The sequence below is a fragment of the Pseudomonas sp. Z3-8 genome (assembly GCF_051131975.1).
Taxonomy (GTDB): Bacteria; Pseudomonadota; Gammaproteobacteria; order Pseudomonadales; family Pseudomonadaceae; genus Aquipseudomonas.
This window is the reverse complement of the sequence record NZ_CP071643.1, coordinates 4,505,433-4,530,942: the sequence shown is the minus strand read 5'-3', so window position 1 is coordinate 4,530,942 and position 25,510 is coordinate 4,505,433. Positions and strand designations below refer to the sequence as shown.

At 62.0% G+C, this 25,510-nt stretch carries 19 protein-coding genes; 14 read left to right on the top strand and 5 right to left on the bottom strand.

The window, feature by feature from the left end; translation table 11 throughout:
• Nucleotides 1–164 precede the first annotated feature (164 nt).
• Nucleotides 165–2,219 (bottom strand): S9 family peptidase, encoded by a 2,055-nt coding sequence (locus J3P94_RS20685; protein WP_434569466.1) that lies wholly within the window; start codon nt 2,217–2,219, stop codon nt 165–167.
• A gap of 159 nt (nt 2,220–2,378) precedes the next feature.
• Between J3P94_RS20685 and J3P94_RS20680 the strand changes: the two genes are divergently transcribed.
• From J3P94_RS20680 to J3P94_RS20650, 7 genes are all read left to right on the top strand, one after another.
• On the top strand, nt 2,379–2,873 hold the full coding sequence (locus J3P94_RS20680) for an MFS transporter (protein WP_434569465.1): 495 nt from the start codon (nt 2,379–2,381) through the stop codon (nt 2,871–2,873).
• A 31-nt stretch (nt 2,874–2,904) separates the two neighbouring features.
• Nucleotides 2,905–3,681 (top strand): class II glutamine amidotransferase, encoded by a 777-nt coding sequence (locus J3P94_RS20675; RefSeq protein WP_305496182.1) that lies wholly within the window; start codon nt 2,905–2,907, stop codon nt 3,679–3,681.
• A gap of 12 nt (nt 3,682–3,693) precedes the next feature.
• The gene (locus tag J3P94_RS20670) at nt 3,694–4,236 is read left to right on the top strand and encodes a DUF2937 family protein (RefSeq protein ID WP_434569464.1); all 543 of its coding nucleotides are present in this window, start codon (nt 3,694–3,696) and stop codon (nt 4,234–4,236) included.
• 284 nt (nt 4,237–4,520) lie between these two features.
• Nucleotides 4,521–5,807: an MFS transporter gene (locus J3P94_RS20665; protein ID WP_305496180.1), complete on the top strand. Its 1,287-nt coding sequence runs from the start codon at nt 4,521–4,523 to the stop codon at nt 5,805–5,807.
• A gap of 63 nt (nt 5,808–5,870) precedes the next feature.
• A complete protein-coding gene (locus J3P94_RS20660) occupies nt 5,871–6,623 on the top strand; it encodes a 5-oxoprolinase subunit PxpA (RefSeq protein ID WP_434569463.1) in 753 nt (250 codons plus the stop codon).
• Nucleotides 6,620–7,324 (top strand): 5-oxoprolinase subunit PxpB, encoded by a 705-nt coding sequence (gene pxpB, locus J3P94_RS20655; RefSeq protein ID WP_434569462.1) that lies wholly within the window; start codon nt 6,620–6,622, stop codon nt 7,322–7,324. Before J3P94_RS20660 ends, pxpB begins: the two co-directional genes overlap by 4 nt.
• Nucleotides 7,321–8,241, top strand: coding sequence for a biotin-dependent carboxyltransferase family protein (locus tag J3P94_RS20650; protein WP_434569461.1), 921 nt, complete (start codon nt 7,321–7,323; stop codon nt 8,239–8,241). The genes pxpB and J3P94_RS20650 overlap by 4 nt, the downstream gene beginning before the upstream one ends.
• Before the next feature lie 120 nt (nt 8,242–8,361).
• Here the strand turns inward: J3P94_RS20650 and J3P94_RS20645 are convergent, their stop codons facing one another.
• The 3 genes from J3P94_RS20645 to J3P94_RS20635 all read right to left on the bottom strand — a co-directional run bounded on the left by J3P94_RS20645 (nt 8,362) and on the right by J3P94_RS20635 (nt 11,754).
• A complete protein-coding gene (locus J3P94_RS20645; protein WP_305496176.1) occupies nt 8,362–9,540 on the bottom strand; it encodes a vWA domain-containing protein in 1,179 nt (392 codons plus the stop codon).
• 34 nt (nt 9,541–9,574) lie between these two features.
• Nucleotides 9,575–10,420, bottom strand: coding sequence for an AAA family ATPase (locus tag J3P94_RS20640; RefSeq protein WP_304550908.1), 846 nt, complete (start codon nt 10,418–10,420; stop codon nt 9,575–9,577).
• A gap of 257 nt (nt 10,421–10,677) precedes the next feature.
• Nucleotides 10,678–11,754 carry a DUF748 domain-containing protein gene (locus tag J3P94_RS20635; RefSeq protein ID WP_434569460.1) on the bottom strand — a complete coding sequence of 359 codons (1,077 nt, stop codon included), beginning with the start codon at nt 11,752–11,754 and terminating at the stop codon, nt 10,678–10,680.
• Between the two features lie 126 nt (nt 11,755–11,880).
• Between J3P94_RS20635 and cysK the strand changes: the two genes are divergently transcribed.
• The 3 genes from cysK to J3P94_RS20620 all read left to right on the top strand — a co-directional run bounded on the left by cysK (nt 11,881) and on the right by J3P94_RS20620 (nt 15,348).
• A complete protein-coding gene (gene cysK / locus J3P94_RS20630) occupies nt 11,881–12,855 on the top strand; it encodes a cysteine synthase A (protein ID WP_434569459.1) in 975 nt (324 codons plus the stop codon).
• A gap of 356 nt (nt 12,856–13,211) precedes the next feature.
• A complete protein-coding gene (locus tag J3P94_RS20625; protein WP_434569458.1) occupies nt 13,212–14,150 on the top strand; it encodes an aspartyl/asparaginyl beta-hydroxylase domain-containing protein in 939 nt (312 codons plus the stop codon).
• Between the two features lie 334 nt (nt 14,151–14,484).
• Nucleotides 14,485–15,348 carry a DMT family transporter gene (locus J3P94_RS20620; protein ID WP_434569457.1) on the top strand — a complete coding sequence of 288 codons (864 nt, stop codon included), beginning with the start codon at nt 14,485–14,487 and terminating at the stop codon, nt 15,346–15,348.
• Between the two features lie 114 nt (nt 15,349–15,462).
• On the opposite strand, the gene J3P94_RS20615 is transcribed toward J3P94_RS20620, so the two are convergent.
• Nucleotides 15,463–16,371 carry a DMT family transporter gene (locus tag J3P94_RS20615; protein ID WP_434569456.1) on the bottom strand — a complete coding sequence of 303 codons (909 nt, stop codon included), beginning with the start codon at nt 16,369–16,371 and terminating at the stop codon, nt 15,463–15,465.
• A gap of 131 nt (nt 16,372–16,502) precedes the next feature.
• Here J3P94_RS20615 and aceK point away from each other — a divergent pair, with 131 nt between their 5' ends.
• The 4 genes from aceK (at nt 16,503) to J3P94_RS20595 (ending at nt 25,497) form a co-directional block, all read left to right on the top strand.
• Entirely contained in the window at nt 16,503–18,224 is a 1,722-nt protein-coding gene (gene aceK, locus J3P94_RS20610; RefSeq protein WP_434569455.1) for a bifunctional isocitrate dehydrogenase kinase/phosphatase, read from the top strand.
• 274 nt (nt 18,225–18,498) lie between these two features.
• Nucleotides 18,499–22,410 (top strand): ATP-dependent RNA helicase HrpA, encoded by a 3,912-nt coding sequence (gene hrpA / locus J3P94_RS20605; protein WP_434569454.1) that lies wholly within the window; start codon nt 18,499–18,501, stop codon nt 22,408–22,410.
• Between the two features lie 327 nt (nt 22,411–22,737).
• A complete protein-coding gene (locus J3P94_RS20600) occupies nt 22,738–23,859 on the top strand; it encodes a beta-ketoacyl-ACP synthase III (RefSeq protein ID WP_434569453.1) in 1,122 nt (373 codons plus the stop codon).
• 327 nt (nt 23,860–24,186) lie between these two features.
• Complete coding sequence (locus J3P94_RS20595) at nt 24,187–25,497, top strand: OprO/OprP family phosphate-selective porin (RefSeq protein WP_305496166.1); 1,311 nt, start codon at nt 24,187–24,189, stop codon at nt 25,495–25,497.
• Nucleotides 25,498–25,510 lie beyond the last annotated feature (13 nt).

The window sequence follows — 25,510 nt, the reverse complement described above, 5'->3', positions numbered from 1 at the left end:
TGAATGTAAGGCGATTCCCTGTGGGAGCGAGCCTGCTCGCGAATTCGGTCTTTCAGCCAACGTTGGGGCAGGCCGATCCACCGTCATCGCGAGCAGGCTCGCTCCCACATTTGATCCAGTCGCGCCAGGTATGGAGCTAAGACCCGGCCATCCCGCAGAGTTCCTCAAGCCACGCCCAAAACCTTCAAGACAAATGCATATTCGAGCGCTACGTCACGCAATCCCTGGTAGCGGCCGCTCATGCCGCCATGGCCAGCGCCCAGTTCGGTCTTGAGTAGCAGCGGGTTTTCGTCAGTCTTGGTCGCGCGCAGTTTCGCCACCCACTTGGCCGCTTCCCAGTACTGCACGCGGCTGTCGTTGTATCCGGCGATCACCAGCATCGCCGGATACGCCTGGGCGCGGACGTTTTCGTACGGCGCGTAGGCCCGGATCCGATCATAGACGTCCGGCTCCTCGGGGTTGCCCCATTCGTCGTATTCGGTCACGGTCAGTGGCAGTTCGGGGTCGAGCATGGTGTTGAGCACGTCGACGAACGGCACCTCGGCGATCGCCACCTTGAACAGCTCCGGGCGTTGGTTGAGGACTGCGCCGATCAGCAGGCCACCGGCGCTGCCGCCGCTGATCGCCAACCGATCGGCCGAGGTGAAGCCCTGGGCGATCAGGTGTTCGGCGCAAGCGATGAAATCACTGAAAGTGTTGTGCTTGTGCTCCTGCTTGCCGGCGCGATACCAGGCCTCGCCCAGTTCGCCGCCGCCGCGCACATGGGCGATGGCAAACGCTACGCCACGATCCAGCAGGCTCAAGCGCGAATGGGAGAACCACGGGTCGAGGCTTTCGCCATAGGCGCCGTAGCCGTACAAGTACAGCGGCACGGGTTTGCCCAAGGCCTCGCGCTTGACCACCAGACTGATGGGTACTTGCGTGCCGTCCGGTGCCGTCGCCCAAAGCCGTTGGCTGACATACGCATCGGCATCAAACGGACCCAGCACCGGGGTTTGCTTGAGTACGACCTGAGCCCCGCTGGCCAGGTCCAGCTGGCGGATCTGCGCCGGACGATTCAGCGCTTCGTAGCGCAGGCGAATGCGCTCGCTGACAAACTCCAGGCTGTTCTGCACGTGCAGGCTGTAGGCCGCGTCCGGCAATTGCACCCGATAGGCCGGTAAACCTTGTGGGTGGACTTCGATGATCGGCAGGCCGCCCTCGCGCAGGCTCAATGTCATGGCGCTGGCGTTCAGGCTCAGGCCGTCAATCATCACCGCGTCACTGTGGGCGATCAGGTTCTGCCAGTCGGCTTCGGCCGGCGCTTCGCCCATATCGGGCGCCTGGTACAGGGCGAAATTGATGCCGTCGCGGTTGCTGCGGATGAACCAGGTCCATTGCCCTTCGAGCAGGCCATGGTCGACATCGTATTCGTGGTTCTCTACCCGTGGCGCGACGCAGGTAAACGGTTGTTGTGGTTGCGCCGAGTCCAGCACCCAGACTTCGCTGGTGGTCTTGCTGCCCAGGGACAGGATCAACTGCCGCTCGGAGCTTGAACGGTAGCAATGCAGGAAAAAGCGCCCGTCCGGCTCATGGAACACTTCTTCGGCGGCGGTGCCGTCCAGGCGATAGCGCAGCAGCTTGTGCGGGCGATGGGTATCGTCAAGTTCGCCGAAGAACAGCGTCAGGCTGTCGTTGGCCCAGGTCATGCTGCCGTCGCAGTTTTCGAAGGACAGTTCGCTGACCTTGTCGTTGGACAACTCCTTGACGAACAGCGTGTAGATCTCATCGCCGCTGGTGTCCAGGCTGTAGGCCAGACGCTGATGGTCGGGGCTGATGCTGAACGCGCCGAGGGAAAAGAAACCGCCGCCGGCCAGCGCGTTCGGGTCCAGCAACAGCTGTTCACGACTTTCATCGACCGTCAGGCTGTCATCGGCCGGACGCGGGCAACGGTAATGGCGAGCGTATTCATCACCCGCCGTGGTGCGGGTGTAATACAGGTAAGGGCCCCAGGGCGAGGGCAGGGAGAGGTCGGTTTCGAGGATTCGTCCCTTGATTTCCTGGAACAGCGTTTCGCGCAGTTCGGCCTGATCGGCGAGCCGGGCTTGCTGGTAGCTGTTTTCAGCCTTCAGGTATTCGAGCACGGCGTCGGTGTCGCGCTCCTGCAGCCAGGCGTAGGGGTCAACACCGGGGGCCTTGCGGGCAATCGGGGCGTCGGGAACGTGGGCGGATAGGGGCATGGAAAAACTCTCAAGCATGATACGAACAGGGACAAGTGGCCGACGGGGTCAGTTCGGTAGCCGGACCGAAAAACTCACCCCGCCGGGCATCCGGCAGATGCCGGGGCAGCCTGACGAGCGAAAAGCCGTTACTATAAGCGCCTCTTTGCCTGCCTTGCCATGGACACCATGACCGAGAACGATTATCTGATTGCCTGGGGTCTCTACGCCTTCGCCGCCCTCGGCTGCCTCCTGGTGTGGATGCGCATGACCCGCTTCATGTGGCGCTGGTTGCGCGAGCCGCTGCGGCTGCTGATGGCGGTGTTGCTGTTCAGCCCGACCATCGTCGACCCGGTGAAGGAAAAGGTCGCCCCGGCGCTGGCCATTGCCGCCCTGGACCTGCTCTTCAAGGTTGGCAACAACGTCTGGCGCGCAGCGTCCGACCTGCTCATGTACGCCATGATCGCCTTCGGCCTCTATCTCGTCCTGGTGCTGATCCGTATCCCTGTCGAACGCGCGGCCAAGGCTCGCCAGGAGCGGGTCGCCGCGGCCAAAGCGGCCGCCGCTGCCGAGCCTGACGACGAGCCTGCGTTCGGCGTGGCCGGTGATGACCGTTATGGTCGCCCACCCGTGCCGAGCAATCCCCAGCGTTCGCGTATCGAACCGCGCCTGTAACCGGGCTGCCCAATCAAACGAGGGTTCGAGCATGTGTGAGTTATTGGGCATGAGCGCCAATGTGCCGACCGATATCGTCTTCAGCTTCACCGGGCTGATGCAGCGCGGCGGCAAGACCGGGCCGCACCGCGACGGCTGGGGCATCGCTTTTTATGAAGGCCGTGGCCTGCGCCTGTTCCAGGACCCGGCCGCCAGCAGCGAGTCGGAAGTGGCGAACCTGGTGCAACGTTATCCGATCAAGAGCGAAGTGGTCATCGGTCACATCCGCCAGGCCAACGTCGGCAAGGTCTGCCTGTCCAACACCCACCCGTTCGTGCGGGAGTTATGGGGGCGCAACTGGTGTTTCGCCCACAACGGCCAGCTCGCCGATTTCCAGCCGGGCGTGAGTTTCTACCGCCCGGTGGGCGATACCGACAGCGAGGCGGCGTTCTGCGACCTGCTCAACCGCGTGCGCCAGGCTTATCCTGAGCCGGTGGAGGTCGAGCAGTTGCTGCCGGCCTTGATCGAGGCTTGCAGCGAATACCGCAGCAAGGGCGTGTTCAATTGCCTGCTCAGCGACGGCGACTGGCTGTTCTGCTATTGCTCGACCAAACTGGCGCAGATCACCCGGCGCGCACCGTTCGGCCCGGCGCGGCTGAAGGATGTGGACGTGATTGTCGACTTCCAGGCCGAAACCACGCCCAACGACGTGGTCACGGTGATTGCCACCGAACCCTTGACCGAAAACGAAACCTGGACCCGCTACGAACCGGGCCAATGGAGCCTGTGGCGACGCGGCGAATGCGTCAGCCACGGCCGGACCGAATAAGGACGTCACGTTATGTTGCTCAGTTATCTACGGTTGGTGTTGTTCGCGGTGGGCCTGCTGGTTGGGGTCCAGGTGCCGGGCTTCGTCAATGATTACGCCAAGCGGGTCGAGGCCCACCTGATCGAGGCGCATACTGGCCTGCAGGGGTTCCAGGGCACCGCCAACCAGTTCTTCAAGGGTGACATGCAGGCCCTGGTGGCGCATTACCGCGCCAGTGAAGACCCGATCTTTCGCAGCGATGCCGACAGCCTGAACACCTTGCTCGTGCGCCAGCAGGCTCTGGACAAGCAGTTCCAGGCAATGCAGGGCCCGTGGTACATCCGCCTGCTGCAGGTGGCCCTGGCCGCCGATCCGGACATCCGCAAGGAAACCTGGAACGGCTACAGCTACCAGATCCTGCTGACCCCCGAGGCGATGATCTGGGGCATCAGCGGCGCGATGTTGCTGTCGTTCGGCCTGGAATGCCTGTTCCGCCTGATCGACTGGGTGGTGCTGGGTGGCAAGCGCCTGCGCCAGAGCCGGCCGATCGAAGAGCGTGACCTGCGCGGACTCTGACTCGATGGTTCAGTGAGCTTCCTGTGGCGAGGGAGCTTGCTCCCGCTAGGCTGCGCAGCGGCCCCAAGATTTTGCGAGCGCTACGCACTCGAGCGGGAGCAAGCTCCCTCGCCACAAAAGCGGTCCGCCTTTCCTGGCGATGTTTTACCCAATCAACTTTTTCTTATGACCCGGCCAAGGTTTTATTCGTTGGACGCGATCAGCCGTGGGCTCAAGAATCGGGGCAACGGTCTCCACGTCAGCGTCGTCGAGACTCACAACAATAAAACCCGTGGAGAACCACCATGAGTGCACCCGACACGCTCGGCGTCCCCCAACCCCAGGCCCGCTCCGGTCCGTTCGATTGGTATCGCAACATCAACCAGCAGGAACGGCGCACCTTCTGGAGCTGCAAGATCGGTTACGCCCTGGACGGCATGGACACCCAGATGCTCAGCTTCGTAGTGCCGACGCTCATCGCGATGTGGGGCATCAGCACGGGTGAAGCGGGGCTGATTCACACCAGCACCTTGATCGCTTCGGCCATCGGCGGCTGGGTGGCGGGCATTCTCTCGGACCGCATCGGTCGGGTGCGCACGTTGCAATTGACGGTATTGTGGTTCGCCTTCTTCACCTTCCTCTGCGGTTTCGCCCAGAACTACGAACAACTGTTGATCGCCCGCACGCTGATGGGCTTCGGCTTCGGCGGCGAGTGGACCGCCGGCGCCGTGTTGATGGGCGAAGTGATTCGCGCCAAGGACCGTGGCAAGGCGGTCGGCATGGTGCAATCGGGCTGGGCCCTGGGCTGGGGCATGACGGCGATTCTGTATGCGCTGCTGTTCTCGGTGCTGCCGCCGGAAGACGCCTGGCGCGCATTGTTCATCCTCGGCATCGTGCCGGCGGTGTTCGTGATCTTCGTTCGCCGGCTGGTCAAGGACCCGGAAGTCTATAACCAGACCAAGGCCCGGCTGACGCCCGAGAACCCAGCGAAGTTCTACGAGATTTTTGCCCCCGGCATTCTGTTCACGACGATTCGAGCCTCGCTGCTGACCACTGGCGCGCTGGGTGGCTACTACGCCATCACCTCCTGGCTGCCGACCTTCCTGAAAAACGAGCGCGGCTTGAGCGTCCTGAGTACCGGCGGCTACCTGGCGATGGTGATCGTCGGCTCTTATGTGGGTTACGTCATCAGCGCTTATTTGTCCGACATCCTCGGGCGCAAGAAAAATTTCGTCCTGTTTGCCGTCGGTTCCTTCACCATCGTGCTGCTGTACACCCAGGTGCCGGTGAGCAACAACGTAATGCTGTGGCTGGGGTTTCCCTTGGGCTTCTTCGCCTCGGGCATGTTCAGCGGCATGGGGTCGTTCCTCACCGAACTGTTCCCCACGCGCATCCGCGGATCGGGGCAGGGCTTCTGCTACAACATTGGCCGCGCGGTGGCGGCGCTGTTTCCGCTGTTGATCGGTATCCTGAGCCAGAAGGTGCCGCTGAGCGTCGGTATCGGAGCCTTCGCGGCGGTGTCCTATGGCGTGGTGATCCTGGCGGCCCTGAGCCTGCCGGAGACTCAGGGCAAGCAGTTGGAAGCCGACTGATTGATAACCTGTGGGGGTGCGATCCCCATGGTCCATAAGAAAGAATCCACAGGAGCGTTCACCGTGAACCGCCTGCTACTGAACTGCGACATTGGCGAAAGCTTCGGCAACTGGACCATGGGTCTGGACGCCGAGGTGATGCCCTTCATAGATTGCGCCAACATCGCCTGCGGCTTTCATGCCGGCGATCCGAGCATCATGCGCAAGACCGTCAGCCTCGCCCTGAGCCACGGCGTACGGATCGGCGCGCACCCGGCCTATCAGGACCTGGCGGGCTTCGGCCGCCGCTCCATGGCCTATGGCGCCCAGGAGCTGCAAGACCTGCTGCACTACCAGATCGGCGCCCTGGACGGTATCTGCCGGGCCCAGGGTGGACAGGTCAGCTACGTCAAACCCCATGGTGCGATGTACAACGACATGATGGCCAACCCGGCGCAACTGCGTGCTGTTATCGAGGCCATCGCCGCGTATGACCGGCAGTTGCCGCTGATGCTGCTGGCGACCCGGGACAACAGCGCCGCCCAGGCCCTGGGCGACGAATACGGTGTGACCCTGTGGTTCGAAGCCTTTGCCGACCGGGCCTATGACAGCGCCGGTCGCCTGGTCTCGCGGCAATTGCCGGGGGCGGTGCATCACGATTCCGAGGTGATCATCGGGCAGGCACTGACCATTGCCCGCGGCGACGCGCTGACGGCCAGCGACGGCAGCGCCTTGAATCTGCACGCCGATACATTGTGCGTGCACGGCGACAACGCCAGCTCCGTGGCGGCCGTGCAGCGTATCCGCGAGGCCCTCGACCGGCAGAGCGCGCCATGAAACCACGCGTGGAAGTGGTGGCGGTGGACTGCCTGATGGTGCGCCTGTTCGACGAAATCGCCGAGGCCAACATGCCGTGGATGCTCGCTGCCAGCGCGCGCCTGCGCGCGGTTTTCGCCGATGATCTGATTGATCTGGTGCCGTCCTACACCACCCTGATGGTGCATTACGATTTGCTCGCCCTGACTCCGACCCAGGCCCGCGAGTTGATCGGCGAAGCGCTGAACAACCTCTCGCCGGATGCCCGGTCCGCCGGGCAATGCCATGTGCTGCCGGTGTGGTACGACCCAAGTGTCGGGCCGGAGCTGGACCTGCTGGCGAGCCGCAGCGGGTTGACGGTGACGCAAGTCATCCAGCGGCACAGTGAGCGGGAATATCAAGTGTTCGCCCTGGGCTTCGCGCCGGGATTCGCTTTCATGGGGCTGGTGGACGAGGAACTGGCCGCACCGCGACTCGACACCCCACGCAAACGGGTCGCGGCGGGCAGCGTCGGAATCGCCGAGCGCCAGACCGCCGCGTATCCGGTGGTATCGCCTGGCGGCTGGAACCTGATCGGCCGCACCCCGACCAAATTGTTCGACCGCGAGCGCGATGGCTACAGCCTGATGCAGCCCGGCGACACGGTGCGTTTTGCCGCTGTCGGTCACGCTGAGTTCATTGCCCTGGGCGGCGACGACACACCGTTGGAGGCACAGGCATGAGCCGTCTGTTGATCGAGGCCAGCACAGCGCTGTGCCTGTTGCAGGACACTGGCCGCTTCGGCGTCAGGCACCTGGGCGTGACCCAGGGCGGCGCGGCGGACTGGCTGTCGATGAGCTGGGCCAATTGGATGCTGGGCAACGCCCCGGACGCGGCGGTGGTGGAAATCACCCTCGGCGGTTTTACCGTGGTGGCCGAGGAGGACTGCGTGCTGGCGCTGGCCGGTGCGGACCTGGGCGCGCGGATAGACGGCCAGGGCGTGGCGTCGTGGCGCTTCTTCAGCCTGCGCCAAGGCCAGGTGTTGGCGTTCACTCAGCCGGTGCTCGGTGCCCGCGCCTACCTGGCGGCTCCCGGTGGTTTTGATGCGCCTGCGGTGCTGGGCAGCCGGGCGACGGTGGTACGCGAGGAACTCGGTGGCCTGGATGGGCGGGGGCGGGCGCTGAGTCGCGGTGACCAGCTGAGTTATTCAGGCTCGGCAACGCCTCGGCCGATGCCGCACAGGCGGATTCCGGACTTTCAGCAGCTGCAGCCGCTGGACCTGATCCTCGGCGCGCAAAATGGCGCGTTCAGCGGACGCAGCCTGTTCGATGCCTTCAATACATCGTGGACGCTGGACAGTCGCGCCGATCGCATGGGCATGCGCTTGCTCGGTCCGGCGCTGGAATACCAAGGCCCGGCGATGATTTCCGAAGGCATTCCGCTCGGCGCCGTGCAGGTGCCGCCGGACGGCCAGCCGATCGTGCTGCTCAATGATCGGCAGACCATCGGCGGTTATCCGCGCCTGGGCGCCTTGACGCCGCTGTCCCTGGCCCGGTTGGCGCAATGCCTGCCAGGGACGCAACTGCGGTTGCGGCCGGTGGTGCAGGAGGTGGCGCATCGGCAGCAGGTGGAGTGTATGCGCAGTTTTCTCGGCCGCTAAAAGCATCGTCGGATCGCCGCCCGGAGCAGGCTCGCTCCCACAGGGGATCTTATGTGTGACGAAGATCCAGTGTGGGAGCGAGCCTGCTCGCGAAGAGGCCCTTACAGGCACCGGAAGACTTTACTTGGAAAGAAACCGCATCCCTTCCTCCAACCCTCGCAACGTCAGCGGATACATCCGGTCCTCCACCAACTCACGGACGATATTGGTCGAGGCGGTGTAACCCCAGGTGTCCTTCGGGTACGGATTGATCCAGATGAGCTTCTTGTACTTCTCCATGAAGCGTTGCATCCACACATAACCGGCTTCTTCGTTCCAGTGCTCGACGCTGCCGCCGGCCTGGGTGATCTCGTAGGGGGCCATGGCCGCGTCGCCGATGAAGATCACTTTGTAGTCGGCGCCGTATTTGTGCAGCAGGTCCTGGGTCGAAGTGCGCTCCGAGGTGCGACGCAGGTTGTTCTTCCACACCGATTCGTAGACGAAGTTGTGGAAGTAGAAATACTCCAGGTGCTTGAACTCGGTCTTGCAGGCCGAGAACAGCTCCTCGCAGATCTTCACATGGGCGTCCATCGAGCCGCCGATGTCGAACAGCAGCAGGAGCTTGACGGTGTTGCGTCGCTCCGGGCGCATCTGGATGTTCAAGAGGCCAGCGTCCCGGGCGGTGTGATCGATGGTGCCGTCGATGTCCAGCTCTTCGGCCGCGCCCTGGCGGGCGAACTTGCGCAGGCGGCGCAGGGCGATCTTGATATTGCGGGTGCCCAGTTCCACCTGGTCGTCGAGGTTCTTGTACTCGCGCTGGTCCCAGACTTTCACAGCCTTGCCCTGGCGCTTGCCGGCGTCGCCGACACGGATGCCTTCGGGGTTGAAGCCGCCGGAACCGAACGGGCTGGTGCCGCCGGTGCCGATCCACTTGTTGCCGCCGGCGTGGCGTTCCTTCTGTTCTTCCAGACGCTTCTTGAACTCTTCGATCAGCTTGTCCAGACCGCCCAGGGACTGGATCTGTGCCCGTTCCTCATCGGTCAGGGAACGCTCGAACTCCTTGCGCAACCAGTCCTCGGGAATCAATGCCTGCAGATGATCATCAAGTTTTTCCAGGCCATTGAAGTAAGCGCCGAACGCGCGGTCGAACTTGTCGAAATGCCGTTCGTCCTTCACCAGGATGGCCCGGGACAGGTAATAGAACTCGTCCATGTCGGCGAAGATCACCCGCTGTTTCAGCGCGTTGATCAGGTCCAGCAGTTCGCGCACCGACACCGGCACCTTGGCGGCGCGCATCTCATTGAACAGGTTAAGCAGCATGGCAATCGCCCTCGCTCTTGTTGGACGAAGAGGATCAGCGAGTGCCGCGACGGCTCATGAACGCCAGGCGCTCAAGCAATTGCACGTCCTGTTCGTTCTTGACCAGGGCGCCGGCCAGCGGCGGGATAGCCTTGGTCGGATCACGCTCGCGCAGCACCGCTTCGCCGATGTTGTCGGCCATCAGCAGCTTGAGCCAGTCCACCAGTTCGGAGGTGGAAGGTTTTTTCTTCAGACCCGGCACCTTGCGCACGTCGAAGAACACGTCCAGCGCTTCGCTGACCAGGTCTTTCTTGATGTCCGGGTAGTGCACGTCGACGATTTTCTGCAGGGTGGCGCGGTCGGGGAAGGCGATGTAATGGAAGAAGCAGCGGCGCAGGAAGGCGTCCGGCAGTTCCTTTTCGTTGTTGGAGGTAATGATGATGATCGGGCGCTGCTTGGCCTTGATGGTTTCGTCCGTCTCGTAGACGTAGAACTCCATCTTGTCGAGTTCCTGCAGCAAATCGTTGGGGAACTCGATGTCGGCCTTGTCGATTTCGTCGATCAGCAGGATGACCCGCTCTTCGGACTCGAACGCTTCCCAGAGCTTGCCCTTTTTCAGGTAGTTGCGCACGTCGTGGACCTTGTCCACGCCCAGCTGTGAATCACGCAGGCGGCTGACCGCATCGTATTCGTACAGGCCTTGGTGGGCCTTGGTCGTGGACTTGATGTGCCAGGTGATCAGGCGCGCGCCGAAGGACTCCGCCAGTTGTTCGGCCAACATGGTCTTGCCGGTGCCCGGTTCGCCCTTGACCAGTAACGGCCGTTCCAGGGTGATGGCGGCGTTCACCGCCAGTTTCAGGTCATCGGTGGCCACGTAGGCGCGGGTGCCTTCGAACTTCATCTGCAAATCCTCGAACGGTGTCGCCGGCCCGGCGAGGCGGGGCGCGCGAAATAAATGTCGTGCCCGACTATAACGCGCGGCCCCGCCGACTGTGAACGCAGACGCTGTATTCAGTCTCTGAATGGGGCGTCACATGTTGACTCAGTCTTGTGGCGAGGGAGCTTGCTCCCGCTCGAGTGCGCAGCGCTCGCAGGCTTTTAAGGCCCGCTTCGCGGCCCAGCGGGAGCAAGCTCCCTCGCCGCTAAAAGCCGCAAATCTCAGTCCTTCGAGGGCGGCGGCTGTTCATAACGGGCATTGAAGGCCTGGACGAAACCGTTGCGCAGAATCTGCAGGAAGGCTTCGAAGGCGCTGATGTTCTGCTGATGCACGTTGCCGCTGAGCTCCACGCGAGTGGCGAACTGGTTCCTGCTCTGGTTTTTCAGGGCGGTTTCGCCCGTGCCGACCAAGGCTTCCCAGACCGAGCGGAAGATGTTCTTGTTCTTGTTTTCGACGTCCTGTTGCCAGTCGAACACGTCCACATCGCGAAGCAGCGGCTTGATGTAACCGCTGAGCCGGGCGTTGTCGGCTTCGGCCTCGACTACAAGGTCGCCGTGGCCGGCGTTGAAGTCGAACTTGCCATAGGCCGCGGCAAAGTCGTTCAGGCGCTTGAGCTCGATGTTGGTGGCGCGCAGGCGGAAATCGAAATCCTCGAAGTCGCTCAATGGGTCGAAGGTTGCCTGGACTTCCAGTGGGGCATGCTCGGCCACCAGGGCCTTGCCTTCGAAACGGGCGTCGCGCTTGCCTTCGGTGTCGACCACATTGGTCAGGTTATAAAAACTGGCGTTGACGTTGGTAGCTCGCAGATTGACCGGTGGTTTGGAGTTGAAGTTGCGAAACGTGGCCTTGCCGTCGCTGATCCGCACCTCGTTCAGGGTGATGGGCATCAGTTTGCTCAATTGTTCACGCCAATTGGTACCCCGGCCGGTCTGGGAGTTCTGCCGGTTGGGCCCGCCGTCAACGAAGTTGACCTCGGGATGGGTGAACTCCACGGCGGCCACCACCGCATGGTCATACCAGAGCGAGTGCCAGCTCACGGACAGGTCGACCAGTGGCGCGTCGACGAATGGCACCGGGATCTTGCCATCGACCTTGACGATTTTCAGGCCATTGATCCGGTAGGCGCCGCGCCAGAGCGCGAGGTCGACATCGCTGACCTGGCCGCGGTAGTCGCCCATGTCCGCCAATTTGTCGTTCAGGTAGTCGCGCACCAGATAAGGCAGCGCGAAATGCACGGCCACCAGCAGTGCAACGATGGCGACGAAGGCCCACAGTGGCCAACTGTATCGACGCTTCATGTCAGTAGTCTCCGTTGTTAAAGCCATTGACTCTCGTAACAACTGGAACGTTCGCTGCAACTGGACGCCCTTTGGCAACAGGCTTACCTTTAAGCGCTAAATTCCCTCTGCATTAAGGACCCGGTCATGAGTCGTATATACGCTGACAACGCCCATTCCATAGGCAATACGCCACTGGTGCAGATCAACCGCATCGCCCCGCGCGGCGTGACCATCCTGGCGAAGATCGAAGGGCGCAACCCGGGTTATTCGGTCAAGTGCCGGATCGGCGCAAACATGATCTGGGACGCTGAAAGCTCAGGTCGTCTCAAGCCCGGCATGACCATCGTCGAGCCAACCTCGGGTAATACCGGCATTGGCCTGGCGTTCGTCGCCGCCGCCCGTGGCTACAAGCTGATGTTGACCATGCCGGCGTCCATGAGCATCGAGCGGCGCAAGGTGCTCAAGGCGCTGGGCGCGGAGCTGGTGCTCACCGAGCCGGCCAAGGGCATGAAGGGCGCCATCGAGAAGGCCGCCGAGATCCTCGCCAGCGACCCGTCGAAATATTTCATGCCGCAGCAGTTCGATAATCCGGCGAACCCGGCGATCCATGAAAAAACCACCGGTCCGGAAATCTGGAACGATACCGATGGCGCGGTGGATGTGCTGGTCGCGGGCGTGGGTACGGGTGGAACCATTACCGGGGTCTCGCGGTATATCAAGAACACTTGTGGCAAACCGATCCTGTCGGTGGCGGTGGAGCCCGAGGCGTCGCCGGTGATTACCCAGGCGATGGCGGGGCAGGAGATCAAGCCGAGCCCGCACAAGATCCAGGGGATCGGTGCGGGTTTTGTGCCGAAGAACCTCGATCTGTCGATTGTCGACCAGGTCGAGCGAGTGACCGATGAGGAGTCCAAGGCCATGGCCCTGCGCCTGATGCAGGAAGAGGGCATCCTTTGCGGCATTTCCTGCGGCGCGGCCATGGCCGTGGCGGTGCGCCTGGCGGAAAAACCGGAAATGCTGGGCAAGACGATCGTGGTGATCCTGCCTGATTCGGGCGAACGGTACCTGTCGAGCATGTTGTTCAGTGACCTGTTTACCGAGCAGGAGACTCAGCAGTAACTGAACGCTGGATTTAGCGGGGGAAGGCTCTTGTGGCGAGGGAGCTTGCTCCCGCTCGACTGCGAAGCAGGCGCCCGGGATTGAGGCGTGCCGCCGATTGCAGGGGCGCGCTTCGCACGCCAGCGGGAGCAAGCTCCCTCGCCACAAAAAACATCGCCATTTGGAGGGCTGGTTGGAAGATCGTTCGATGCGTCAGCCAAGGTTCAGCTGACGCATGTTAACAAGGGCTTTGTTGCGTAATCCTCAACAGTGAATGTCGCGTCTGACGATGTTTCATCTGCATGAGGATATCTAACATGGCCAGCCGCCGCGTCGGGCTGATGGCGCTGTGTAATTCAAACAAGGAGTTGAAAGAAATGAGCGTTTCGTTTGTCGCCAAGGCCTCGGTGTTGCTGCTGTTTGTGGGCAGTACGCTTTTTGTGCATTTGCGTGGCAAGGCGCGGTTACCGGTGTTGCGCCAGTTCGTCAATCACTCGGCGTTGTTCGCCCCTTACAACGCCTTGATGTACCTGTTTTCCAGGGTGCCCTCCAAGCCCTACCTGGATCGCCGCGAGTTCCCTGAGCTGGACGTCCTCAAGGAAAACTGGCAAGTGATCCGCGACGAAGCCATGCACCTGTTCGACGAGGGTTATATCCGCGCCGCCGAGAAAAACAACGACGCCGGTTTCGGTTCGTTCTTCAAGAAAGGCTGGAAGCGCTTCTACCTCAAGTGGTACGACAAACCGCTGCCGTCGGCCGAGTTGTTGTGCCCCCGAACCGTCGAGCTGGTCAGTCGGATTCCCAACGTGCGGGGCGCGATGTTTGCCTTGTTGCCGGGGGGCAGCCACCTCAATCCCCATCGTGACCCATTCGCCGGTTCCCTGCGTTATCACCTGGGGCTGTCCACGCCCAACTCCGATGATTGCCGGATCTTCGTCGACGGGCAGGTCTACGCCTGGCGCGACGGCGAAGATGTGATGTTCGATGAAACGTATGTGCATTGGGTCCGCAATGAAACAGACCAGACGCGCGTGATCCTGTTCTGCGATATCGAGCGTCCCCTTAAAAATCCCTTGATGACTCGTTTCAATCGCGCCATCAGTGCCTTCCTCGGCCGCGCCACCGCGCCGCAAAACCTGGACGACGAGCACGTCGGCGGCATCAACCGCGCCTATGCCTGGAGCAAGACGTTCAGCGACGGCATCAGCGGCCAGGTCAAGCAATTCAAGCGCCGGCATCCCAAGGCCTATCGGGTGATGCGACCGGTGTTGGCGGTGGCTGTGTTGACGGCGCTGGGCTACTGGTTGTTCGTTTAAACATTGCGTTACACATCGGCGCTGGTTATAGTCGGCGCTCGGTCTTCGGACCCATCCCTCAAGAGATCGGCTCATGCCTGCATTCCCATTCACCGCGGTTGTGGTTCCAGCGTTCAACGCTGGCGTCGTGCCGTGCGGGAATCCGCAGCCTGAGCAGATCGGTCAATACCCTCCACCTGTCAGTCGCTCACCGGTATACGCCTGCGTATCACCGCCGGGTGTTGGCGTTCGGGGCTGATCGGCAACGGTTGCCGTCCCCTGTGCCTGCCTGAAAAAAACGACTGGATTTCAGCTTCGGCTGAGTTGGCTTTTTGCCTGACTACAGGTGGTTTTCATGTTTTCCTTTTCCAAGAACGCCTTATTGGCGACGGCTTCCACGAGCCTGTTCGTTTTGTTGTGGAGCAGCGGAGCGATCTTTTCCAAACTGGGCCTGGCCCACGCGTCACCCTTCGCTTTCCTGCTGATCCGTTTTGCGCTTGCGCTGTGCGCGCTGGTGCTGTTGATCCCGCTGTTGAAGTTCAAGCTGCCGAAGGCTGGCAAGCCGATGCTGTACGCGGCGGCGACCGGCCTGGTGTTGTTGGGTGCCTATCAGATTTTCTATCTGCTGGCGCTGCAATTGAACGTTACGCCCGGTGTGATGGCCACGTTGATGGGCGTACAACCGATCCTCACCGTGGTGCTCATGGAGCGCCAGCGTTCCTGGCAACGGATGTTCGGCCTGGCGCTGGGCCTGGTGGGCTTGATCATGGTGGTGTACCAAGGCATTGGCCTGGCCGGCATGTCGTTGACGGGCATGCTGTGCGGGTTGCTGGCGCTGGTGAGCATGACGGCAGGTTCGATCATGCAGAAACGCATCACCGACAATCCCCTCGGTACATTGCCGGTGCAGTACCTGGCCGGGCTCTTGCTGTGCGTGGTGTTCGTGCCGTTTCAACCGTTTCACTTCGAGCACAATGCGGGGTTCATCGTGCCGGTGTTGTGGATGGGGCTGGTGGTGTCGGTGTTGGCGACCTTGTTGCTTTACCGCTTGATCGCCAGGGGCAACCTGGTCAACGTCACCAGCCTGTTCTACCTGGTGCCGGCAGTGACGGCGATCATGGACTACCTGGTGTTCGGCAATCGGCTGGCGTTGTTGAGCCTGCTGGGCATGGTGCTGATCATCGTCGGGTTGGTGTTTGTGTTCCGTAAAGTCCGCTAGAGCTTCGGTAACTGTCATACCGCTATCGCGAGCAAGCTCGCTCCCACAGGGTTATGCGCAGCCCTTTGTGGGAGCGAGCTTGCTCGCGATGGCGGAGTCAATCACACCGATGTGCTACCGGCCAGACACCTCAGCCGGTTTCGCCCCGCCAGGCTTCAACACCAGCCACAACGCCGCCGCAATCAACACCCCGCCATACAAATGCGCCATCCCCAACGGCTCATCCAGCAGTAACGCGCCCCACAGCACGCCGAACGGGGGGATCAAAAAGGTCGTTGTCATGGATTTGACCGGACCGATGGAGCTGAGCAAGCGAAAATACAGGATGTACGCCAGCGCGGTACACACCAGGCCCAGCCCCAGCAACGATAGCCAGACGCTCCAGCCGCCCCAACTGGCCGGCGGTTGGCTGATGACGCTGTAACCGAACAACGGCAGGAGGATAACCGTGGCGCCGAACATACTGCCCAAGGCGGAGAGGCGGCTGTCCAGCCCACCTTGATGGTCGAGCCAACGACGGGTGAGGAAGCCGGCAAAACCATAGCAAGTGGTGGCGAGCAGACAGGCGAGGGCACCCATCAGTAACTGGTGGTCGAATGCCACCGGGCCGGCACCGGTCAGGATGCCAACGCCGAACAGGCCGAGGAACACCCCGCTGACCTTGGCCACGGTGAGCTGCTCGCTGAAAAACAACCCGCCGATCAACACGCCCATCAACGGTGTGGTGGCGTTGAAGATTGCCGAATAACCGGCCGGCAACACCTGGGCTGCAAGGGAATAGAACGTTGCCGGAATGCCCGAGTTGATCAGGCCCAGCACCATCACCGCTTTCAGTTTGCCGCGAAAATTCCAGTCGATACGCATCAGCGCAAGAATGACCAGCAGGCCGACGAAGGCAATGGAAACGCGGAAAAAAGCCGTAGGAATCGTGCCAATCACCGGGGCGATGATGCGCATGAACAAGAAACTGGCCCCCCAGATGGCGGCCAGCGACAGCAAGCGCAGGGTGTCGACGAGATTCACGAGATGCGTCCTTCCTTGATCGGGCCGCAAGTGTCGCCCCGCCAAACACCGATGGCAATGGTTGCGTTGCCGCTCGGTTGGCCTCTAAGCTCAGTCGCCAATAACAAGCATGACCCGCCGAGGTTTTCCCTATGTCGCAGCCATGGCCCGCCACCGATATCGCCCGTTCGATTCTCGACGGCTTCGACGATTACCGTGAGCAATTCCGGCACATCACCGATGGCGCCCGTGCCCGGTTCGAGCAGGCGCAGTGGCAGGAGGCGCAAGCGGCGTCGGCGGCGCGCATCAGCTTGTATGAAGAAAAAGTCTTCGAAACCGTGGCCAGGCTGCGCAACACCTTCGATGCCGAGGCCCTGATGGATGTCGGTTGCTGGCCGCTGGTGAAAAGCGCCTATATCAGCCTGATCGACCTGCGGTTTGACGATGAGCTGTCGGAGACCTGGTACAACTCGATCTTCTGCGGCCTGTTCAGCCATGACCTGATCAGCGACGGCACCATGTTCATCCACACCACCCGGCCGAGCCTGCGCCGTGCCCGTGCGGCCCAGACCCGGACCTACAAACCCCAGGGGCAACTGGACAGGATGCTGGCGGCGATTTTCGCCGACTATCGCTTCAGCGAGGACTACGCTGACCTGCCCGGCGACCTGCAACGCCTCGAAAGCCAACTGCGCGAGAACCTGCCGGATTGGGTCTGCAAGGATCCGGAACTGACGGTGGAGTTGTTCTCCTCGGTGCTCTACCGCAACAAGGGCGCCTACCTGGTGGGGCGCATCTACACCCGTGACGACCAATGGCCGCTGGTGATCCCGCTGCTGCATCGCGAGGGGCGCGGCATCCAGATCGACGCGCTGATTACCGACGAGGCGCAGGTGTCGATCATTTTCTCGTTCACGCGTTCGTATTTCATGGTCGATGTGCCGGTGCCCGCGGAATTCATCGGTTTCCTCAAGCGCATCCTTCCGGGCAAGCACATCGCCGAGTTGTACACGTCCATCGGTTTCTACAAGCACGGCAAATCGGAGTTCTACCGGGCGCTGATCAACCACCTGGCGAATACCGACGACCAGTTCATCATGGCCCCGGGCGTGCGCGGCATGGTCATGAGCGTGTTTACCCTGCCGGGCTTCAACACGGTCTTCAAAATCATCAAGGACCGCTTCTCGCCGTCGAAAAACGTCGACCGGGCCACAGTGATCGAGAAGTATCGACTGGTGAAAAGCGTCGACCGGGTCGGGCGCATGGCCGACACCCAGGAGTTCGCCGACTTCCGGTTTCCCTTGAGCAAATTCGAACCGGCCTGCCTGGAGGAGCTGCTGGAGATGGCGCCGTCCACGGTGTCGGTGGACGGCGACACGGTGCTGATTCGCCACTGCTGGACCGAACGCCGGATGACGCCGCTGAACCTCTATCTGGAAAACGCCAACGAGGCCCAGGTACGCGAGGCGCTGGAGGATTATGGCCTGGCGATCAAGCAACTGGCGGCGGCCAATATCTTCCCCGGCGACATGCTGCTGAAGAATTTCGGCGTGACCCGCCATGGCCGCGTGGTGTTCTACGACTACGATGAAATCTGCTTCCTGACCGAAGCCAATTTTCGCCACATCCCGCAGCCGCGTACACCGGAAGACGAGATGGCCTCCGAGCCCTGGTATTCCATCGGGCCGCTGGACGTCTTCCCCGAAGAGTTCCCGCCGTTCCTGTTTGCCGATGCAGGGCAGCGCAAGCTCTTCGACCAGTTGCACGGCGAGTTGTACAACGCCGACTACTGGAAGGGCCTGCAAGAGGCGATTCGGGCGGGGAAGGTGATCGATGTGTTTCCGTATCGGCGCAAGGACCTGGACAGCGAATAATCGCCCGGCAAACAAAGCCCCTGTGGCCTGCGGCTTATAGTCTGTGGTGGTCTGTGGTCTCTGGCTTTTGTGGCGAGGGAGCTTGCTCCCGCTGGACTGCGCAGCAGGCCCCTGCGTTCTGTCCGTCACATCGCGGTGCCGAATACAGCTGGGGGCTGCTTCGCACCCCAGCGGGAGCAAGCTCCCTCGCCACAAAAGCGCTAGCGCTCGGCGTCCGGTGCGCAAATCTGCGACAATCGCTCCCTTGCTCAAACCGACGACCCCTGCGTACCTGATGACTGACCAAGCCCCCGCTATCGACAAACTGCTGAAGAACCTCGATCACGCCATGCTCGCCGACCGTCACCGGTTGCGGCGGCAGTTGCTCGAGCTGCGCAAGAAACCCGACGAGGCCAAGCTGGCCCAGTGGGTGACGCGCATGCAGGCATCGTGCGACCAGGTGCTGGCGCGCAAGGCGAGCGTGCCGTCGATTCGCTACGACGACAATTTGCCGATCGCGGCCAAGCGCGACGAAATCAAAGAGGCACTGCTCAAGCATCAGGTGCTGATCATCGCCGGCGAAACCGGCTCGGGTAAAACCACCCAGTTACCGAAAATCTGCCTGGAAATCGGTCGCGGCCAGCATGGCTTGATCGGCCACACCCAACCACGCCGGATCGCCGCCCGCAGCGTGGCGAGCCGGGTCGCCGAAGAGCTTGGCACGCCGTTGGGGGCGTTGGTGGGTTACCAGGTGCGCTTCGAGGACCAGAGCGATGCCAATACCCTGATCAAGCTGATGACCGACGGTATCCTGCTGGCCGAGACCCAGAACGACCGCTACCTCGAACGCTACGACACGATCATTGTCGACGAGGCCCACGAACGCAGCCTCAACATCGATTTCCTGCTCGGCTACCTCAAGACCCTGTTGCCGCGCCGTCCGGACCTGAAGGTCATCATCACCTCGGCGACGATCGACCTGGAGCGCTTTTCCAAGCACTTCGATGACGCGCCGATCGTCGAAGTCTCGGGCCGTACCTTTCCGGTCGAAACCTGGTATCGCCCGTTGACGCTGGAGCAGGACGAGGAGGGCAATCGGGTCGAGGACGACTTGACCGTCGACCAGGCGATCCTCGCCACCCTCGACGAAATCGCCGCCTACGAGCGCAGCGAGCGCCGCAGCCCCGGCGATGTGCTGGTGTTCCTGCCGGGCGAGCGGGAGATTCGCGACGCGGCGGAGATGCTGCGCAAGGCCCAGCTCAAGCACACCGAAATCCTGCCGTTGTACGCGCGACTGTCGCCGGCCGAACAACAGCGGATCTTCCAGTCTCACCCGGGCCGCCGCGTGGTGCTGGCAACCAACGTCGCCGAAACCTCGCTGACCGTGCCGGGCATCCGCTACGTGATCGACAGCGGCACCGCGCGCATCAGCCGCTACAGTTACCGCGCCAAGGTCCAGCGCCTGCCCATCGAAGCCATTTCCCAGGCCAGCGCCAACCAGCGCAAGGGCCGCTGCGGACGAGTCGAGCCGGGGATTTGCGTGCGCTTGTACAGCGAAGAGGATTTCCTTGGCCGGCCGGAGTTTACCGATCCGGAGATCCTGCGCACCAACCTGGCGGCGGTGATCCTGCAAATGCTGCATCTGCGCCTCGGCGAGATCACCGACTTTCCGTTCATCGAGCCGCCGGACGGCAAGGCCATCAGCGACGGCTTCAACCTCCTGCAAGAACTCTCGGCGGTAGACCGCAACAGCCAGTTGACGCCGTTGGGGCGTCAATTGGCGCGCTTGCCGGTGGACCCCCGCATGGGCCGCATGCTGCTGGAAGCGGCGAAACTGGGCAGCCTCCAGGAAGTCCTGATCGTTGCCAGTGCCATGTCGATCCAGGATCCGCGCGAACGCCCGCCCGAGCGCCAGCAGGCCGCCGACCAGGCCCACGCGCAGTGGAAGGATGCGGATTCGGACTTCGCCGGGCTGGTCAATCTGTGGCGCGGCTTTGAAGAACAGCGCCTGGCCCTGACCGCCAGCCCCCTGCGTAACTGGTGCCGCAAGAACTTCCTGAATTACTTGCGCCTGCGCGAATGGCGCGATTCCCATCGCCAGTTGAGCCTGATCTGCCGCGACATGCAGTTGAGCCTGAACAAGGAACCGGCCGATTATCCGAAACTGCACAAGGCGGTGCTCTCGGGCCTGTTGAGTCAGATCGGCCAGAAAACCGAGGACGGCGATTACCTCGGTGCGCGGCAGCGACGCTTCTGGGTCCATCCCTCGTCCGGGCTGGGCAAGAAGCGCCCGCAGTGGCTGATGACCGCCGAACTGGTGGAAACCACCAAGTTGTATGCGCGCATGGTGGCGAAGATCGAACCGGACTGGATCGAACCGCTGGCCGGGCACCTGATCAAGAAGAACCACTTCGAGCCCCATTGGGAGAAGAAGCGCGGGCAAGTGGTGGCTTACGAGCAGATCACCTTGTTCGGGCTGATCGTGGTCGGTCGCCGGCCGGTGCATTACGGGCCGGTGGACCCGGTGGTGTCCCGCGAACTGTTCATCCGCGAGGCGCTGGTGCGTGGCGAAATCCAGTCCCGGGCAAAGTGCCTGAGCGCCAACACCCGATTGCTGGAGCAGCTTGACGAGCTCGAAGCCAAGGCCCGTCGCCGCGACATCCTGGCGGATGAGGAGACCCTCTTCGCGTTCTACGATGCACGCCTGCCCGCCGAGATCCACCAGACCGCGACGTTCGATAGCTGGTACCGGATCAACAGCCAGAAAGATCCGCAGCTGCTGATCATGCGCGAAGAAGACGTGCTCGCTCGCGAGGCCAGCGAGGTGACGGCCAATCTGTATCCCGACACCTTGCGCGTCGGCGACCTGACCTTGCCGTTGAGCTATCACTTCGAGCCCAACCACCCGCGCGATGGCGTGACGCTGCGGGTACCGGCGCCGCTGCTGCCGATGTTGCCGCCGGAGCGCCTGGAATGGCTGGTGCCGGGGATGATCGAGGCCAAGTGCATTGCCCTGGTGCGCAATCTGCCCAAGGCCTTGCGCAAGAACTTCGTGCCGGTGCCGGACTTCGTCAAGGCGGCGCTGCAGCGCATCACGTTTGCCGAGGGCTCGCTGCCGCAGTCCCTGGGGCGTGAGCTGCTGCGCATGACCGGCGCGCGGGTCAGCGACGAAGCCTGGGCGGAAGCGGCGCTGCAAGTGGAAAGCCATTTGCGCATGAACCTGGAAATCGTCGACGGCCAAGGCAAGTTCCTCGGTGAAGGCCGCGACCTGGCCGAGCTGACCGCGCGTTTTGCCGAAGCCAGCCAGGCCGCGTTGGCCGTGCCGCAGACGGCGAAGAGTCAGGAACCGGTGGAAGCGAAAATCTTTGCGCCAGTGGCGGAAAAAACCCAACAGAAGATCGCCGGGCTGTCGATGACGGTGTACCCGGCGCTGGTGGAAGAGGGCGGCGTGGTCAAGGAAGGCCGTTTCCCGACCCCGGCCGAAGCCGAGTTCCAGCATCGCCGCGCCTTGCAACGCCTGCTCATGCAGCAACTGGCCGAAACGGCGAAGTTTCTTCGCGGCAAGCTGCCCGGCCTGACCGAACTGGGCCTGCTGTATCGCGAACTTGGGCGCATCGACGGTCTGGTGGAAGACATTCTGCTGGCGAGTCTCGACAGTTGCGTCCTCGAAGGCGAGCCGAGCCTGCCACGCGACGGCGCCGCGCTGGCGGCCCTGGCCGAACGCAAGCGTGGCGGCTGGACCGAGCATGCCGAACGCCTGGCCAGGCTGACCCTGGATATCCTGAAACTTTGGCACGGCCTGCAAAAACGCTTCAAGGGCAAGATCGACCTGGCCCAGGCCGTGGCGCTGAACGACATCAAGCAGCAGCTCAGCCACCTGGTGTATCCGGGCTTCGTGCGTGAAACCCCGCATCAATGGCTCAAGGAGCTGCCGCGCTACCTCAAGGCTATCGAGCAACGCTTCGAGAAGCTCGGCAGCCAGGTACAAAAGGACCGGGTCTGGAGCGGTGAGCTGTCCAACCTCTGGGCGCAATACCAGGCCCGCGCCAGCAAGCATGCCCAGGAAGGCAAGCGCGATCCGCAGCTGGAACTGTACCGCTGGTGGCTGGAGGAATACCGCGTATCGCTGTTCGCCCAGCAGCTGGGCACCAAGGTGCCGATTTCCGACAAGCGCCTGAGCAAGCAGTGGGGGTTGGTGGAGGGCTGATGGAGTAACGCCGCATAACCCCTGTGGGAGCGAGCTTGCTCGCGATGGCGGCGTATCAGTCAACATACATGCAAGCTGAACCACCGCTATCGCGAGCAAGCTCGCTCCCACAGGTTTCATGCCTGGTGAAAGGGAGAATGGGCCAAACGCCAGCGTTTATGGCAAACTTCGCGCCTATAAATGCCGGTCCCGTGGTTTTGGCTTCATTGCCACGGGCGGATCGGAATAAAGCGATGCCAGGTCTGCTCCCACGGGATGGGAAAGACCCTTTGCGTGTTGGTACGTCGGTGCCAATACTTTCTGCCTGAACAGATCAGAGACACGACCATGCATAACGTCGTCATCAGCGGCACCGGCCTGTATACCCCAGCCAACAGCATCTCCAACGAAGAGCTGGTGCAGTCTTTCAATACCTATGTCGCGCAGTTCAACGCCGACAACGCCGAGGCCATCGAGCGCGGCGAAGTCGAGGCATTGACCGAGTCCAATGCGGCCTTCATCGAAAAGGCTTCAGGCATCAAGAGTCGTTTCGTGATGGACAAGGACGGTATTCTCGATCCCAAGCGCATGACGCCGCGCCTGCCGGAGCGCTCCAACGAAGAATGGTCGGTGCTCTGCGAAATGGCCGTCGGCGCCGCGAAACAGGCGCTTGAGCGCGCCGGTCGCAGCGCCGCTGACATCGACGGCGTGATCGTTGCCTGTTCCAACCTGCAGCGTCCCTATCCGGCCATTGCCATCGAAGTCCAGGAAGCTTTGGGTATCGAAGGGTTCGGTTTCGACATGAACGTGGCCTGTTCTTCGGCGACCTTCGGCATCCAGGCCGCCGCCAACAGCGTACAACTGGGCCAGGCCCGGGCGATCCTGATGGTCAATCCGGAAGTGTGCACCGGCCACTTGAATTTCCGTGATCGCGACAGCCATTTCATCTTCGGCGACGCAGCCACGGCGGTGATCATCGAGCGGGCGGACCAGGCGACATCGCCGTACCAGTTCGACGTGGTCAGCACCAAGCTGCTCACCAAGTTCTCCAACAACATCCGCAACAACTTCGGCTTCCTCAACCGCGCGGCGGAAGAGGGCATCGGCACGCGGGACAAACTGTTCGTCCAGGAAGGCCGCAAGGTGTTTCGCGACGTCTGCCCGATGGTCGCTGAATTGATTGGCGCTCATTTGCAGGAAAACCAGCTGAACGTCGGCGAAGTGAAGCGTTTCTGGCTGCATCAGGCCAACCTGAGCATGAACCAGCTGATCGTCCGCAAGCTGCTCGGGCGCGAAGCCAGCGAGGAAGAAGCCCCGGTGATTCTCGACCGCTACGCCAACACCAGCTCGGCGGGTTCGGTGATTTCCTTTCACCTGTACCAGGACGACCTGCCCAGCGGCTCGGTCGCGGTGCTCAGCTCGTTTGGCGCCGGTTATTCGATCGGCAGCGTGATCCTGCGCAAGCGCTAATCCGGACTGCTTGATTCGTGGCGAGGGAGCTTGCTCCCTCACCATGCGATAAATCTAACTTCATGTGGGAGCGAGCCTGCTCGCGAAGGCGGCGGCCCAGTCAATGCAACGTTGACTGACTTACCGCTTTCGCGAGCAGGCTCGCTCCCACAGGTTTTGCAGCAAATCCGTTATTCCCATTCGAAGTAAAAAGTTCCGCTGTCATAAAATCTTTATGTGATAGCAACTCGCCTGACACAACCCATCGCCAAGATCCCCTCCCAACACCAGCGGGCCCAGTTCCGCGTGTTTTCTAACGCATAGACTACCAACTAGGGGAATTCTTCGATGATCCGTAAGCACTTCGCAGGTTTTGCCGCCAGCGCTCTGGCAATGGCAGTAACCGCCCAGGCTTTCGCCGGCACCGTAACCACCGACGGCGCCGATATCGTGGTCAAGACCAAGGGCGGCCTGGAGGTCGCTACCACTGACAAAGAGTTCAGCTTCAAGCTCGGCGGTCGTTTGCAGGCTGACTACAGCCAGTTCGACGGGATCTACACCGACAACGGCGACAAGGCTGATGCCGCTTACATCCGTCGCGGCTTCCTGGAGCTGTCCGGTGTGCTGTACACGGACTGGGCCTACACCATCAACTACGATTTCTCCCACAACAGCGGCGATTCCGACAACGGCTACTTCGACGAAGCCTCTCTGGCCTACAACGGCTTCAAGCCGGTGTCGATCAAGGTCGGTCGTTTCGACCCGGACTTCGGCCTGGAAAAAGCCACCAGCTCCAAGTGGGTCACCGCGCCTGAGCGTAACGCCGCCTACGACCTGATCGACTGGGCCAACGGCCACCAGAACGGCCTGGGCCTGCAAGCTTCCGGCGTCTTCGCCGACTCGTTCTATGCCTCGGCTGGCGTGTTCAGCAAAGATACCGACGACACCGACGGCAACAGCATCAAGCAAGCCAACGGTCGTTTTGTATTCGCTCCGATGCACGACGCCGGCAACGTGCTGCACTTCGGTGTGAACGTGGCCTCGCGTGACGTTTCGGACACTGCGTTCGACGCGCGTTATCGCTCCCGTCTGGGCATGCGTGGTGTCGAGACCCTGGGCGGCAACGATGCCGGTCCTAACGGCAACCGTCCGGTACTGGGTGGCGCGAACAACTCGCCGGCCGGCTCCTACGACACCGACACCGCTTTCGGCCTGGAAGCCGCGTTCGCCATGGGTCCTGCGTCGATCCAGGGTGAATACATCACCCGCAAGACCAAGGCTGACGACAGCGCCTTCGAAGACCTCAAGGGCCATGGTTTCTACGTGCAAGGCGCCTACACCCTCACTGGCGAGGCGCGCGGTTACAAGATCGGCAAATTCGATTCGATCAAGCCTGCCAACAAATCCATCGGCGCCTGGGAATTGTTCTATCGCTACGACAGCATGACCGTCGAAGACGACAACATCACCACCGCCACCGCGACCCGTGATGTGGGCGACGCCGAAGCCAAGGTGCACAACCTGGGCGTCAACTGGTACGCCAACGAAGCGGTGAAGATCTCTGCCGCTTACGTCAAGGCCAAGACCGACAACGTGACCAACGTCAACGGCGACGACGACGGCAAAGGTGTGGTCGTGCGTGCCCAGTACGTGTTCTAAATCGCTTTGACCT

Excerpts from the sequence above, each read along its gene's own strand:
- J3P94_RS20645 (WP_305496176.1), bottom strand. The coding sequence starts at position 9,540 with ATGCTGCTTAACCTGTTCAATGAGATGCGCGCCGCCAAGGTGCCGGTG.
- J3P94_RS20620 (WP_434569457.1), top strand. The coding sequence starts at position 14,485 with ATGTTTTCCTTTTCCAAGAACGCCTTATTGGCGACGGCTTCCACGAGC.
- J3P94_RS20670 (WP_434569464.1), top strand. The coding sequence starts at position 3,694 with ATGTTGCTCAGTTATCTACGGTTGGTGTTGTTCGCGGTGGGCCTGCTG.
- J3P94_RS20640 (WP_304550908.1), bottom strand. The coding sequence starts at position 10,420 with ATGAAGTTCGAAGGCACCCGCGCCTACGTGGCCACCGATGACCTGAAA.
- cysK (WP_434569459.1), top strand. The coding sequence starts at position 11,881 with ATGAGTCGTATATACGCTGACAACGCCCATTCCATAGGCAATACGCCA.
- J3P94_RS20600 (WP_434569453.1), top strand. The coding sequence starts at position 22,738 with ATGCATAACGTCGTCATCAGCGGCACCGGCCTGTATACCCCAGCCAAC.
- pxpB (WP_434569462.1), top strand. The coding sequence starts at position 6,620 with ATGAAACCACGCGTGGAAGTGGTGGCGGTGGACTGCCTGATGGTGCGC.
- J3P94_RS20685 (WP_434569466.1), bottom strand. The coding sequence starts at position 2,219 with ATGCCCCTATCCGCCCACGTTCCCGACGCCCCGATTGCCCGCAAGGCC.
- J3P94_RS20665 (WP_305496180.1), top strand. The coding sequence starts at position 4,521 with ATGAGTGCACCCGACACGCTCGGCGTCCCCCAACCCCAGGCCCGCTCC.
- J3P94_RS20680 (WP_434569465.1), top strand. The coding sequence starts at position 2,379 with ATGGACACCATGACCGAGAACGATTATCTGATTGCCTGGGGTCTCTAC.
- J3P94_RS20675 (WP_305496182.1), top strand. The coding sequence starts at position 2,905 with ATGTGTGAGTTATTGGGCATGAGCGCCAATGTGCCGACCGATATCGTC.
- J3P94_RS20625 (WP_434569458.1), top strand. The coding sequence starts at position 13,212 with ATGAGCGTTTCGTTTGTCGCCAAGGCCTCGGTGTTGCTGCTGTTTGTG.
- hrpA (WP_434569454.1), top strand. The coding sequence starts at position 18,499 with ATGACTGACCAAGCCCCCGCTATCGACAAACTGCTGAAGAACCTCGAT.
- aceK (WP_434569455.1), top strand. The coding sequence starts at position 16,503 with ATGTCGCAGCCATGGCCCGCCACCGATATCGCCCGTTCGATTCTCGAC.
- J3P94_RS20595 (WP_305496166.1), top strand. The coding sequence starts at position 24,187 with ATGATCCGTAAGCACTTCGCAGGTTTTGCCGCCAGCGCTCTGGCAATG.
- J3P94_RS20635 (WP_434569460.1), bottom strand. The coding sequence starts at position 11,754 with ATGAAGCGTCGATACAGTTGGCCACTGTGGGCCTTCGTCGCCATCGTT.
- J3P94_RS20650 (WP_434569461.1), top strand. The coding sequence starts at position 7,321 with ATGAGCCGTCTGTTGATCGAGGCCAGCACAGCGCTGTGCCTGTTGCAG.